This is a genomic window from Pararhizobium sp. LjRoot238 (assembly GCF_964252955.1).
In the GTDB taxonomy this organism is placed as follows: domain Bacteria; phylum Pseudomonadota; class Alphaproteobacteria; order Rhizobiales; family Rhizobiaceae; genus Pararhizobium.
In genome coordinates, this window is the sequence record NZ_CAXUPP020000001.1 from 732,001 (window position 1) to 745,351 (window position 13,351).

The window sequence follows — 13,351 nt, forward strand, 5'->3', positions numbered from 1 at the left end:
CAAGCACTGTTCGGCTGACACGCCTCGGCCCTGCTCCAGCCGCCGCCTGACCGCCCTCCGCACGCGATACCAGTAGGTCTGCTCCGCAACGTCGCTGCGATACCACGCGCGCTCGTGCCGTGCGAAAGCCTCCTCCTCCGGGTCGGGATAGCCGGCGATAATCTCGTCGGCCGCATGGTCGATTTCGGCTGGGGGAATCAATCTCGGCTTGATGGCGTCGGTCCAGACCGTCCACAAGACCAAGCCAATGAATATGAGCGCCTGACCGCCGAAGAAGATCAGTGCCAGCCCCAAAACTCCTTGAAAAGCTACATCCAACATCGCACCAACCCGACAAAGTGAGATGTAGCCTATAATCTACAATGTATCGAAGAAAGCAAAAAATGAGACTCATTGTCCGTGGTATTATCGTCATCATTTCTGGCCTATCGTGCTCATGGAAGACGTGTGCGCGATACTCGCTCGAAACATAAAGGCTGCCCGGAAACGGCTGAACCTGTCTCAGGAAGAGCTGGCCGATCGCGCCAAGATAGATCGGACCTACGTATCCGGCATCGAGCGGCAGGTGAGGAATCCGACGATCACCGTTGTTGCAAAGTTCGCTGAAGCCCTCGAAACGACAACTGCGGACCTTCTGGCCGACCGGCTGAATAGCCTGCCCTGAGGGGAATATAGCAAGTCGCGACCCTCACGCGCCGCAAAACCACAGTCATCTCAAGCCTCACCGCCCAGATCAATCGTAATGGTTTGTAGCAGTTCAGACGGTGCGGCGCATCGCACAGGCATCAGCACGCCGGTCGGTGGCGTCGAATGGCCCGCCGCGGCCGGCTGACGCCGAGATAATTGGGCGGTTGCTGATCTTCTTTGAAACCTGCGCGCGCTTCAACGCGCCCCTTTCTGAAACGGACAGTTAGGACGATCACCCCAGCCGTCGCCTGACCGCCCTCCGCACTCTATACCAATAGGCTTGCTCGGCCCCATCGCTTTTATACCACGCACGCTCATGCCGGGCGGAGACCTCGTCCTCCGGGTCGGAAAATTTGGCGATAATCTCGTCGGCCGCATGGTCGATTTCGGCTGGGGGAATCAATCTCGGCTTGATGGTGTCGGTCCAGACCGTCCACAAGACCAAGCCAATGAAGACAAGCACCTGACCGCCGAAGAAGGCGACCAGGAGCCAACGCAATGCTTCAAGGATCAAGTCCATTATCATAACAATAAGAACCACAGCATCTGACATGATTAAATGAGATATCATAGTTCTCAATTTTTAGAATACAAAGTTCTCATTTCTCGATTTGAGCATCCCCGTGCCGCCTCTGTCAGGAAAGAGGTGCGCATGGAGCTTCAACGTCTTTTCGGCGCAAATGTGCGTCACCATCGAAAAGCCAAAGGGTGGACGCTGGAGAAACTTTCCGAGCAGGTCGGAGTCTCGCGTGAGACCATCGGCAAGATCGAGCGGGGTAAGGCTGCACCGCTTTTCGAGACAGCGGAGAAGATAGCGGCGGCGCTGGAGGTTCCGACTATCGTGTTGTTCGGTGCCAACAGCGCGCCCGGCAACGGTGACCGAGCGCGGTCGTTGACCGACATCAACGGAACCCTTTCTAGGATGAATGATGAACAACTTGCCCGCGCCGCCAAAATGCTGAAGGCATTCTTAGGATAAGCACCCAAGCAGCGAGCATCGCGCGCCGAAAAGCCACAGCCGCCGCGGCCGGCATGAGCACCACTGTTTGCGACATCCGATGCAGCCGGTCATTCAAGCCCGGCGCAAGCAACGCGCCATACCTTGTCCCACCGCCGGCATGATGCCGGATAGCGAAGGACAATGACATGTCGAACACAATCGAACACTCGACCCTCCCGCAAGACGCAGCAATCGCGCTGTTTCTCCAGGAAGACAACGCCGACAAGCTGACCGACGCCCTCGTCGATGCGCTCGACGAAGCATTCCGCATCCTGAACGAGGAACTGATCTGCGGGCCGCTGAACTGATCGTCCGGCGAATCAAAAAGATGCTTGACGGCGGCAGCTGACGTATTGGTGTCTTACATCTGAGTGTAAGATCGCGCCTTGCATGCATGGCGTTCCCGACGGCGGCGTTCCCTCCCAAACATGGTTAATTTTTTAACTATTTCTGGATTAGGAGAGGAACGGTTTCGGCCGGCAGGCCGTTGATGCGAAAACCGGGAGGACCTCAGATGATCTTCAATCTGCTCAAGCGCAAGTGCGACGATACGGCGGACACCGGCACCTATGCCGACGGCGCTTTCGAGCCGCCGGTCATCGAGATCAAATCCACACCGCGCCGCCTTCGCGGCCATGTCGCGCATCAGCGCGACTATGGCAGCGACCGCGCCATCTCGCCGATCCCCGCCGGTCTTGCATGAAACATTCCGGCAGGTAAACGCTGCGCGAGGCGGAGCGCTCAGACGCGCGGTTTCAGCTTCATGTGACGATTGACATCCTTGTAGAGCAGGTAGCGGAACTTGCCGGGGCCGCCGGCATAGCAGGCCTGCGGACAGAAGGCGCGCAGCCACATATAGTCGCCGGCCTCGACCTCGACCCAATCCTGATTGAGCCGGTAGACGGCCTTGCCTTCCAGCACATAGAGGCCATGCTCCATGACATGGGTTTCGGCAAAGGGGATCACCGCGCCCGGTTCGAAGGTGACGATCGTCACATGCATGTCGTGGCGCAGGTCGGCGGTATCGACGAAGCGCGTCGTCGCCCATTTTCCCTCGGTGCCCGGCATCGGGGCCGGGGTAATGTCCGCTTCGTTGAGGAACAATGCGGGCGGCACATCGAGACCATCGACGGCCTCATAGATCTTGCGTATCCAGTGGAACCGCACCGGCTTGTCGCTGGTGTTGCGCACCGACCAGTTGCTTGCCGGCGGAATGAAAGCGTAACCGCCGGGTGACATCTGATGGACCTTGCCGTCCAGCGTCACGGTCAGTTCACCCTCGACGACGAACAGAACGCCCTCGGCATCCGTATCCGGTTCCGGCCGGTCGCTGCCGCCTCCCGGCCCCACTTCCATGATGTATTGCGAGAAGGTCTCGGTAAAACCGGAGAGCGGCCGCGACAGGACCCACGCCCGAGTGCTGTCCCAATGCGGCAGGTAACTGGCCACGATATCCATCATCACGCCCTTGGGGATGATGGCATAGGCCTCGGTAAAGACGGCGCGGTCGGTAAGCAACTGCGTCTGCGGCGGAGCGCCGCCCGTGGGGGCGTAATAAGTGCGGTTCATCGGATTTCCTGGACTCTCAAAATGGATCAGCCCTGACGGCCGCAAGCGGCCGCAAGGCGCACGCAATCATTAGCGCAACGGAGCGCTGAGATCACGCGGCAATTCCCCCTTATGTTCGGATAGAGTTTCGTCAAGAACGGAGGAAATCGCCGTCAACCTGGCGATGCGATCGTCCTTATTTGATGATCGGGCTTGGCGGCGGCTGGTCCGTCACCTCGCGCAGCCATTCCCGCCAGATCGCCACCAGAAGCGCCATCAGCACCGGCCCGACGAACAGACCGAGGAAGCCCATGGTCTTGACGCCGCCGACGAGGCCGAAGAAGGTCGGCAGGAAGGGAAGCTTGATCGGGCCGCCGACAAGCCTCGGGCGCAGGGTCTTGTCAACAATGAACAGTTCGATCGTTCCCCAGGCAAACAGGGCGGCGGCGGCAAATGGCGAGCCACTGGCGAAAAGATAAACCGACACCAGGGTGAAGCAGAGCGGCGCGCCACCCGGCACAAGCGCCATGATGCCGGTGATGATGCCGAGCGTGACCGGCGACGGAACGCCCGCCATCCAATAGGCGACGCCGAGCACGATGCCTTCGCCGATGGCAATGACACCCATGCCGGTGACGGTCGAACTGATGGTCAGCGGCACGATGCGCGAGACGCGCTCCCAGCGCATCGGCAGGATGCGTTCGCCGAGACGGTCTAGTTGGGCAACGAGTTTCTCACCGTCGCGATAGACGAAAAACAACGTGATGAGCATGAAAAGCAGCGTCAGGAACGACTGGAAGGCGGAAGCGCCGACGACGAGCACGCCGCGATAGATATTGCCGATATTCGAGCCGCTGACGAGCTGCACCAGCTCGCCGATCGCACCGGGATGGCCGACATATTTCGCCCATTGCGTCCCAAGCCAGACACCGAGCCCGGGGACCTGCGTCAGCCAGACAGGGACAGGCGCGCCGAATTTGTTGGTCGCGATGGTCCAGGCCACCCAGTCGCGAACTTCATCGACGGCGTAGACCGCAGCCAGCGAAATCGGTGCGACGATAAAGGAAATCACCGCGATGATCGCAATGGTCGCCCCGAGCGTGCGATTGCCGCCGATCGCTGCCAGGAGCCTGCGGTATATCGGCCAGCTGGCAAAGCCGATAACCAGCGCAGCCAGAACCGGCACGAGGAAGCCATGGAAGAAATAGACGCCGGCGAGCAGCACGAAGACCAGCAGCCAGCGCGCAGCCGCAATCGGACCGACAAGCGCCAAACGCTCATAAGCCGGGCGGCCGAAAAGACGCGGTTCCAGAGGCGCCTCGTCACGCTCGCGATTGCTCAACTGCAAAAGACATTCCTCCACACGCCATCAAGATGACAGCAAAACTTGTCGCTTACCACATGTTTCCACTTGTTTCCGGCAAGCCCGGAAACAAGCCCCATAAGTAAGTATGAGCGCATGGTCAACACACGTGGATGACAATCGAATTTCAGCCGAGGAAACGCGCGCGGAAACGCTCGAAATTGGAGCGTTTCGTCATCGAAGGGCGACCTTTGCCGCTTTCGACCGATCGAGGCAGACTGCCCACACGAATATGCCGATGCCGGCGACCGACATCATGGCGCCGACCAGGCCGGTCGAGGTCCATCCATAACCAGCCGCGATCGACAGGCCGCCGAGCCAGGCGCCGAGCGCATTGGCGAGGTTGAAAGCGGAATGGCTGAGGGCCGCGGCCAGCGTCTGGGCCTCGCCCGCCACATCCATCAGCCGCGTCTGGATGCCCGGAACGACGGCAAAACCACCGCCGATCAACAGCACGTCGATGACGGCCATCCACGGCGTCGTCATCGTGAAGTAGAACAGCACGTAGGCGACGAAGTTGAAGACGAGCGCGATGCCGATGGCGGGCAGCAGCGACCAATCGGCAAGGCGCGAGCCGACGATGTTGCCGAGGATCATGCCGGCGCCGAACACTGAGAGCATGATCGGCACACTGCCGAGCGAAACGCCTGCCACTTCCGTCAGCGCCGGCGTGATATAGCTGAAAACCGCGAACATGCCGCCACAACCGATGGCGCAGATGCCGAGCGTCAGCCAGACCTGGGTTTTGCGAAGGGCACCAAGCTCCTTCAGCGGCGTCGCCGCCGGATTGGCGCGGTCCTTCGGCACGGAAAACCATATGAGGACAACGGTGAGCACGCTGATCGCGCCGACGATGGCAAAGGCAGCGCGCCAGCCGAGCGCCTGGCCGAACCAGGCAGCCAGCGGCGTTCCGACAAGGGTGGCGACGGTCAGCCCCATCATGACGCGGCCGATGGCGCGGGCCCGCTGATGCGGCGCCAACATGCCGGCAGCAACAAGAGCGGCAACGCCGAAATAAGCGCCATGCGGCAGGCCGGCGAGGAAGCGGGCGGCCACGAGCAGGCCAAAACTGCCGGCGACGGCACTGGCAAGGTTGCCGAGCGCAAACAGGCTCATCAAGGCGAGCAGGACGTTGTGCCTGGAAAACCGGGCAGCCAGAACGGCGATCAGGGGCGCGCCGACCACGACGCCGATCGCATAGGCGCTGATCACGTGCCCCGCATGGGGGACTGAAACGGAAAGATCGTCGGCGACCTGCGGCAAAAGGCCCATGATGGCAAATTCGCCTGTGCCAATGCCGAAACCGCCGACCGCCAGCGCAAGTTCGGCATTGGAAACGCCGCCCCAACGAGCAACCGGAATGGAAGAGAGAGCGTCATCTGACATGGATGGGCCTGTCCGGAGCCATGCGGCCCCAAGGGATTTGGTTCTTGAAAGGGAAAGCCGAGGCGTGAGATTGGGAGGGAAGGCCTCGACTTATTGCAACGCAATATACCTTTTTTGCACCCGCTCGCAAAACATAGCTGCAAGGCACATGCCGCGAAATCTGGCCATGCGTCGCCAAACACCCGGCAAGATATTGACGTTTACGTTAAGGTAATATAATCCGGAAAGCGCTTGATGAGGTGAGATAAAAGCTTCATCCTGATCAGGTGGACGATCTGGAGGGATTGTTCGCTCATGCGCAACGGATTCCGGAGACATTTTCGGACAGGGTTGTGCATGGAAAAGGGAGGGACGGGCCGCAGCTGTCTTGCGGCGCGGCGGCAGTTGCATCAGGGAGAGAGACCATGCCGGACACATTGATTCAGACGCCCGGACCCCAGGCCGCCAGGCCCTGGCTGCAGTCCTATCCGCCGGGCATGCCCGCGGAAATTTCTCCTTCTGCCTATAATTCCATCGGCGAACTCTTCGCACAATCCTGCGTGAAATTCGCAACGCGCCCGGCCTTCACCTGCATGGGCAAGACGCTCACCTTCGCCGAGCTCGACGCCGAGAGCAGGAAAATCGGTGCCTGGCTGCAATCCACCGGCCTTGCCAAGGGCGACCGCGTCGCGGTGATGATGCCGAACATCCTGCAGAACCCGGTGATCGTCTACGGTATCCTGCGGGCCGGCTTCGCCGTCGTGAACGTCAATCCGCTCTATACGCCGCGCGAGCTCGAACACCAGCTGAAGGATTCCGGCGCCAAGGCGATCTTCGTGCTGGAAAACTTTGCCCATACCGTTGAGCAGGTGGCCGTGCGCACCGACCTCAAGCACATCGTCGTCGCCACCATGGGCGATCTTCTGGGCTTCAAGGGCCTGATCGTCAACATCGTCGTGCGCAAGGTCAAGAAGCTGGTGCCCGCCTGGTCGCTGCCGGGGCATCTGTCGTTCAAGGCGGTTTTGGCAAAGGGAAACAGCGCGCCCCTGAACAAGGTGGACGTGAAGCCGGGCGATGTCGCCTTCCTGCAATATACCGGCGGCACCACGGGCGTCTCCAAGGGGGCGACGCTCACCCATTCAAATCTTCTTGCGAACATGGACCAGATGGGCCTGTGGCTGGAAACGGCCTTCCTGAACAAGAAGCGGCCGGATCATCTGGTGTTCCTCTGCGCGCTACCGCTTTATCATATCTTCGCGCTGACCGTGAATTCGCTGATGGGCCTCAGCACCGGCGGGCAGAATATCCTGATCCCCAATCCACGCGACATCCCGGCCTTCGTCAAGGAACTGGCGAAGTACAAGGTCAACATCTTCCCGGGCCTGAATACGCTGTTCAACGCGCTGATGAACAATGCCGAGTTCCAGAAGCTGGACTTTTCCGATCTGGCGCTGACCTTTGGCGGAGGCATGGCCGTGCAGCGGCCTGTTGCCGAGCGCTGGGAGACAATGACCGGCTGCCCGATCAAGGAAGGCTACGGCCTCTCGGAGACATCGCCCGTCGCCACGGCCAATCGGCTGGACCAAGCCGAATTCACCGGCACGATCGGCCTGCCCCTGCCCTCGACCGAGGTGGAAATCCGCGACGAGGCCGGCAACACGCTGCCGCTCGGCGATATCGGTGAAATCTGCATTCGCGGGCCGCAGGTCATGGCCGGCTACTGGGAGCGGCCGGACGAAACCGCCAAGGCCATCTCGGCAGACGGGTTCTTCCGTTCCGGCGATATCGGCTTCATGAATGCGCAAGGCCTGGTCAAGATCGTTGACCGCAAGAAGGACATGATCCTCGTCTCCGGCTTCAATGTCTTCCCCAACGAGATCGAGGAAGTGGCAATGACCCTGGCCGGCATTCTCGAATGCGCCGCCATCGGTGTCTCCGATCAACATTCCGGCGAAGCGGTGAAGCTTTTCGTCGTCAAGAAGGATCCGGATCTCACCGAAGCAGCCGTCAAGGCGCATTGCGCGGCCAACCTCACCAACTACAAGCGGCCGAAATTCGTGGAGTTCCGCACCGAACTGCCGAAGTCGAATGTCGGCAAGATCCTCCGCAAGGATTTGCGCGGCTGAGGGCATTTAAATCCATTTAAAAAGCGCGGGCTTTTTTACCGTTTGCGACAGGACAGGCTTGATTTGCGAGGGCCAAAGCGACTAGCTATCGCGACCCATCCGCGACGCAAGGAGCCCTCGCCATGAACGCGCCCGCCACCACCGCGCTTGTCACCCAGCTGAAATCCACCGTCACCGACACCAAGGCGACCGATATCCGGGCCGCTTTCGCCAGCGATCCCAAGCGCTTCTCGAAATACAGCGTGACGCTCGACGACATGCTGTTCGACTATTCGAAATGCGCCGTCAACGACAAGGTGCTGGAGGGGCTCGAAGCGCTCGCCAAGGCAGCAGGGGTCGCGGAAAAACGCGACGCGATGTTTGCCGGCGATATCATCAACATCACCGAAGGCCGCGCCGTTCTGCACACGGCGCTGCGCAACCGCTCCAACACGCCGGTCATGGTCGACGGCCGCGACGTGATGCCGGATGTCAACGCGGTGCTCGACGCCATGGGTGTCTTTTCGGACGGCATCCGCTCGGGCGCGCTGAAGGGCGCGACGGATAAGAAGATCACCGACGTCGTCAATATCGGCATCGGCGGCTCCGACCTCGGCCCGGTCATGGCGACACTGGCGCTGGCGCCCGATCATGACGGTCCGCGCCTGCATTTCGTCTCCAACATCGACGGCGCCCATATCGCCGATACGCTGAAGCTGCTCGACGCCGAAACCTCGCTGTTCATCGTCGCCTCCAAGACTTTCACCACCATCGAGACGATGACAAATGCGGCGACAGCCCGCGCCTTCATTGCCGAGAAGCTCGGAGAAAAGGCGGTCGGCAGCCATTTCTGCGCCGTCTCTACCGCCCTCGACAAGGTCGCCGCCTTCGGCATCGAAAGCGACCGGATCTTCGGTTTCTGGGACTGGGTCGGCGGACGCTATTCGATCTGGTCGGCGATCGGCCTGCCGCTGATGATCGCCGTCGGCAAGCAGAAGTTCGGCGAGTTTCTGGCCGGGGCGCATGCGATCGACAATCATTTCCGCACGGCACCCTTGCGCGAAAACATCCCGATGCTGCTCGGCCTTCTCGGCTTCTATCACCGCAACGTGCTCGATTACGCGACCCGTGCCATCCTGCCCTACGACCAGCGCCTGTCGCGCTTCCCGGCCTATCTGCAGCAGCTCGACATGGAATCGAACGGCAAGGGCGTGACGCTCGACGGTACGCCGGTCGAGGGCAATTCCGGCCCGGTCGTATGGGGTGAACCCGGCACCAACGGCCAGCACGCCTTCTACCAGCTGATCCACCAGGGCACGAGCATCATCCCCGCCGAATTCATGATCGCCGCCAACGGCCATGAACCGAAACTCCGCCACCAGCACCAGCTTTTGATGGCCAATTGCCTGGCCCAGTCGGAAGCGCTGATGAAGGGCCGCACGCTGAAGGAAGCCAAGGCCCAGATGGCGGCCAAGGGCCAGGACGCCGCCTTCATCGACCGCATCGCGCCGCACCGTGTCTTCACCGGCAACCGCCCCTCGCTGACCTTCGTCTACGACAAGATGACCCCCTTCACCTTCGGCCGCCTGATCGCGATCTACGAACATCGCGTCTTCGTCGAAGGTGCGCTGTTCAACATCAACTCCTTCGATCAGTGGGGCGTGGAATTGGGCAAGGAACTGGCGACGGGGCTGCTGCCCGTGGTGGAAGGCAAGGAAAGCGCAGAGGGGCATGACAGCTCGACGGCCGGGCTCATCGCGGCGTTGCTCAAGGCTGCGAAGTAAGGTTTCACCCTCCCCTTGAGGGGGAGGGTCGGAGCGAAGCTCCGGGGTGGGGTGACTTTCGTGACACCCAATGGTCACCCCCACCCGCCGCTATGCGGCGACCTCCCCCCTCAAGGGGGAGGTGGAGGCGCCGCAAACGCCTTCATCCACGCCCGGAAAAATCCGCCGTGGTTCTGCTTGTCCTTTACCTGGCCGGGGCGCTGGAAAGTGCCGCTGACTAAGGTAATTTATATGACGCCTTCCAGCGCCCCGTTCGGATGTGCGTCGACTGGCAACTCCGGTTTCTCTGCGGGGATGGCGGCACCTTTTTCTGGTACAGGGTGGCGCTCACGGTTTTCGCCGCAGCGCCACGAAAGGCATTGCTCACACAACGCCAGTCGCCGCTCCTCATGTGTGCCTCACAGGCACGCCCCGTCCTGTTTCAGACGAGAGGGAAACCATTTTCTGACAGTCCACCGGATGAAGGCTTACGTCTTTCCCCCACCCGGCACCGGTCCCGCCTCGCCGCGACGCCTCGCGGGGTAGCCGATGACGGGACGAGATGATCATCGCACAGGTTTTGAGGGCGGGGATGAGCGGGGATGGAGGGTTTTCGCTGAAAAATTTAATCCCTGGATGCCGTGTCGAAAAGCGCGGTTCATGTCTGCCAGGTCGGGGACCTCGTGCTTCCTGCCCTGAGCGCGGGGTTGGTCCGCGCTGGCCCGGGCGTGGCTGGCCGCACCCGGATGACACGCGGTAGATCATCGCAGGTCTGCGCAGACGCATCCATGCGGCACAGGCAATCATCTGCGTGTCATCAGATTATGCTCAAAGACACCCATGGCAGCCGCCAGTCGATTCGACCGTCAGCCGGTGCTCCGCCAGACATGGCGGAGCCGCGTCCAGGGGCCACTATGAAAAAGACCGTCCTTGTTGTCACCGATGCCTGGCATCCGCAGGTCAACGGTGTTGTCCGCACCCTCGATGAACTTGCGCGATCGGTGAAGGAACAGGGGATCGCCATTGATTTCCTGACACCGGAGCGGTTCACGACCTTTCCGCTGCCTTTCTATTCCGATATCCGGCTGGCACTTCCGACCCGGCGGCAGGTGGCACAGGAAATCGATGCACTGGCGCCCGACTATATTCATATCGCCACGGAAGGGCCGCTCGGCCTCGTGGCGCGCGGCATCTGCCTGCGCAGGGGGCTGCCGTTCACGACGAGCTACCACACGCGCTTTCCGGAGTTCGTCAGCGCCCGATTACCCATTCCGGAAGACTGGAGCTACTGGTGGCTGCGCCAGTTCCACAATTCCGGCAACGGCATGATGGTCGCAACCGCGTCGCTCGGCACGGAAATGGCTGCGCGCGGCTTTCACAACATCAAGCGGTGGACGCGCGGCGTCGACACCGTGCTCTTCGATCCGGCCCGTCGCCAGAACCTGCCGTTCCCCCGCCCGATATTCCTCAACGTCGGACGGGTGGCGGTGGAAAAGAATCTTCCGGCCTTCCTCGATCTCGACCTGCCCGGCAGCAAGGTGGTCGTCGGCGACGGGCCCGATCTCGCCATGCTACGGCAGCGATATCCGGACGTGCATTTTCTCGGACGGCGTCTGGGGGCGGAACTCGCAACGATCTATGCCTCGGCAGATGTCTTCGTCTTCCCAAGCCGGGTCGACACCTTCGGCAACGTCCTTCTGGAGGCGCTTGCGAGCGGCTGTCCCGTTGCCGCCTTTCCGGTCACCGCGCCGAACGACATCCTGGGAGAGGGAGGTGGCGTCCTGTCCGGCGATCTCAGGCAGGCAGCGCTTGATGCGCTCGCATTGTCCCGGGAAGACGCGCGGCAAAAGGCGCTGACGTTCAGCTGGAGTGAATGCGCCCGGCAGTTTCTCTCGAATCTGGCCGGGGTTCCCCGGAGTGCTTTTGCCGGGCGCGGCCGCCGGTTGCCGTCAGCCTCGTAACGCTGCTGGGCAGCCCCCTTCGCATCGACCGGACGCCTCAGCTGAATGCATGGTGAACGCCCAATTCAGCCTGTATTCCAACACAATACCCTATCTTCCCGGCAGTAGAACGAACCGGAGAAATCTCTGGCGGCGCAGGGGCTTGGGGCAGCGGCATGCAGCACTATTTCTTCGATTTGCACTGGGACGGCGAGCAGGTCGTCGATGAGGACGGAGTCGATCATTTCGATGACGGGTCGGCCGTCTATTACGGACAGAGGATCGCCGACAAGATCGGCCGCGACGCCGATTACAGGTCGCTGAAAGTGCATGTGCGCGCTCCCGACGGCTGCGTGCTGGCGATCATTGCCGCCTCAGCTGGCCGCGGTTGCGAGCAGGAGGCACTGATCGGCCGGTGAGAATGGCAGGTCAAATCCTCGAGCTGATTATCTACTTATACGTGAAAATTTATGCAATAAAACCATGGACGTGGCGATCGGTCTCGTAAAACGGCCGGACGATCGTCTCGCTCTTGCTTTGCAGTCTTCCGGACCAGGCTGATTTTGGTGACACCCTGTGGATCACCCCACCCGCCGCTTCGCGGCGACCTCCCCCTCAAGGGGAGGTGGGTTAAAGGCCGATCTCGTAGCTCCACGGCGGATTTGCCCCTGCGCGCGACACGGTGACGGCCGCGGCCTTGGCACCCAGGGCCAGCGCATCGCGCACGGCGCTTTCGCTTAAGGTCGCGACCTGTTCCTTGGTCAGCAGATTGTTCATCTTCAGCGAAGCGAGAATGCCCGCATCGAACGTGTCGCCGGCGCCGACCGTATCGACGACGGTCACTTTTTCACCGGGCACCGAGACCTTGCCCCGCGCCGTGTAGCCATCCGCGCCCTCGGCGCCCTTGGTGATGACGATGAGCTTCGGGCCACGCTGCAGCCACTTAGCCACAAGTTCCTCATGGGTACCTTCCTCGCCGAACCAATCCAGGTCCTCGTCGGAAAATTTGACGATATCCGACATCGCCGCCATGCGGAACATGCGGGCCTTGTGGGCTTCGGCGTCCTTGATGAAGCCGGGGCGGATGTTGGGATCAAAGGAGATCACCCGCTTTTCGTGCTCGCGGGTCATCAGCGCTTCATAAGTCGAGCCGCACGGTTCGGGAATGAGGCTGATGGCGCCAAAATGCAGCGCTTCGCAGAAATCGCCGAGTGCCGGCAGGTCGTCCTTGGTGATCATGCGTCCTGCGCTGTTCTCATCGAAGAAGGCGTAGGTCGCTGAGCCGTTGACCAACTTGACGAAGGCGACCGTCGTGTGGAGCGAGAGGGTCGCGCAGGGGGCGAAATCGACATTGCTGGATTTCAGCGTTTCGCGCAGCATATCGCCGAACATGTCGTCCGAGAGGCCGGTGAAGAAGCCGGTCGGGATTCCGAGGCGCCCGAGCGCAATCGCCGTGTTGAAGATCGCGCCGCCCGAATAGGGCGCGAAGGCCACCTCGCCGGCCGTCGTCTGGCGCGGCAGCATGTCGATCAGGGCTTCTCCACAGCAGATGATCAAGACGGCATCCTCCCTTTCAGTGA

General features: G+C 61.2%; 13 protein-coding genes and 1 pseudogene. 8 read left to right on the top strand and 6 right to left on the bottom strand.

Features of this window, described 5'->3' with window-relative positions:
* Positions 1 to 24 precede the first annotated feature (24 nt).
* A pseudogene (locus tag ACSQ3F_RS03700) lies at positions 25 to 282 on the bottom strand (hypothetical protein); the annotation flags it as partial.
* Positions 283 to 436: 154 nt separating this feature from the next.
* Between ACSQ3F_RS03700 and ACSQ3F_RS03705 the strand changes: the two are divergent.
* Positions 437 to 664 (top strand): helix-turn-helix domain-containing protein, encoded by a 228-nt coding sequence (locus tag ACSQ3F_RS03705; protein WP_436098983.1) that lies wholly within the window; start codon positions 437 to 439, stop codon positions 662 to 664.
* A gap of 255 nt (positions 665 to 919) precedes the next feature.
* On the opposite strand, the gene ACSQ3F_RS03710 is transcribed toward ACSQ3F_RS03705, so the two are convergent.
* Complete coding sequence (locus ACSQ3F_RS03710) at positions 920 to 1,243, bottom strand: hypothetical protein (protein ID WP_436102025.1); 324 nt, start codon at positions 1,241 to 1,243, stop codon at positions 920 to 922.
* A 96-nt stretch (positions 1,244 to 1,339) separates the two neighbouring features.
* On the opposite strand from ACSQ3F_RS03710, the gene ACSQ3F_RS03715 reads away from it, so the two are divergent.
* From ACSQ3F_RS03715 to ACSQ3F_RS03725, 3 genes are all read left to right on the top strand, one after another.
* Entirely contained in the window at positions 1,340 to 1,666 is a 327-nt protein-coding gene (locus tag ACSQ3F_RS03715; protein ID WP_436098984.1) for a helix-turn-helix domain-containing protein, read from the top strand.
* 167 nt (positions 1,667 to 1,833) lie between these two features.
* Positions 1,834 to 1,995 (top strand): hypothetical protein, encoded by a 162-nt coding sequence (locus tag ACSQ3F_RS03720; protein WP_436098985.1) that lies wholly within the window; start codon positions 1,834 to 1,836, stop codon positions 1,993 to 1,995.
* 206 nt (positions 1,996 to 2,201) lie between these two features.
* A complete protein-coding gene (locus ACSQ3F_RS03725; RefSeq protein WP_436098986.1) occupies positions 2,202 to 2,390 on the top strand; it encodes a hypothetical protein in 189 nt (62 codons plus the stop codon).
* A gap of 38 nt (positions 2,391 to 2,428) precedes the next feature.
* Here the strand turns inward: ACSQ3F_RS03725 and ACSQ3F_RS03730 are convergent, their stop codons facing one another.
* From ACSQ3F_RS03730 to ACSQ3F_RS03740, 3 genes are all read right to left on the bottom strand, one after another.
* A complete protein-coding gene (locus ACSQ3F_RS03730; protein WP_436098987.1) occupies positions 2,429 to 3,256 on the bottom strand; it encodes a bifunctional allantoicase/(S)-ureidoglycine aminohydrolase in 828 nt (275 codons plus the stop codon).
* A gap of 175 nt (positions 3,257 to 3,431) precedes the next feature.
* Positions 3,432 to 4,583 carry an AI-2E family transporter gene (locus tag ACSQ3F_RS03735; RefSeq protein WP_436098988.1) on the bottom strand — a complete coding sequence of 384 codons (1,152 nt, stop codon included), beginning with the start codon at positions 4,581 to 4,583 and terminating at the stop codon, positions 3,432 to 3,434.
* 189 nt (positions 4,584 to 4,772) lie between these two features.
* Positions 4,773 to 5,984: an MFS transporter gene (locus ACSQ3F_RS03740; protein ID WP_436098989.1), complete on the bottom strand. Its 1,212-nt coding sequence runs from the start codon at positions 5,982 to 5,984 to the stop codon at positions 4,773 to 4,775.
* Positions 5,985 to 6,388: 404 nt separating this feature from the next.
* On the opposite strand from ACSQ3F_RS03740, the gene ACSQ3F_RS03745 reads away from it, so the two are divergent.
* The 4 genes from ACSQ3F_RS03745 to ACSQ3F_RS03760 all read left to right on the top strand — a co-directional run bounded on the left by ACSQ3F_RS03745 (position 6,389) and on the right by ACSQ3F_RS03760 (position 12,190).
* On the top strand, positions 6,389 to 8,089 hold the full coding sequence (locus ACSQ3F_RS03745; protein WP_436098990.1) for a long-chain fatty acid--CoA ligase: 1,701 nt from the start codon (positions 6,389 to 6,391) through the stop codon (positions 8,087 to 8,089).
* Between the two features lie 122 nt (positions 8,090 to 8,211).
* Entirely contained in the window at positions 8,212 to 9,852 is a 1,641-nt protein-coding gene (pgi, locus tag ACSQ3F_RS03750; protein WP_436098991.1) for a glucose-6-phosphate isomerase, read from the top strand.
* A gap of 893 nt (positions 9,853 to 10,745) precedes the next feature.
* Positions 10,746 to 11,792, top strand: coding sequence for a glycosyltransferase family 4 protein (locus ACSQ3F_RS03755; RefSeq protein WP_436098992.1), 1,047 nt, complete (start codon positions 10,746 to 10,748; stop codon positions 11,790 to 11,792).
* A 155-nt stretch (positions 11,793 to 11,947) separates the two neighbouring features.
* A complete protein-coding gene (locus ACSQ3F_RS03760) occupies positions 11,948 to 12,190 on the top strand; it encodes a DUF6894 family protein (RefSeq protein ID WP_436098993.1) in 243 nt (80 codons plus the stop codon).
* A 211-nt stretch (positions 12,191 to 12,401) separates the two neighbouring features.
* Here ACSQ3F_RS03760 and ACSQ3F_RS03765 read toward each other — a convergent pair whose 3' ends face one another.
* Positions 12,402 to 13,328: a carbohydrate kinase family protein gene (locus ACSQ3F_RS03765; RefSeq protein WP_436098994.1), complete on the bottom strand. Its 927-nt coding sequence runs from the start codon at positions 13,326 to 13,328 to the stop codon at positions 12,402 to 12,404.
* Between the last annotated feature and the right edge of the window lie 23 nt (positions 13,329 to 13,351).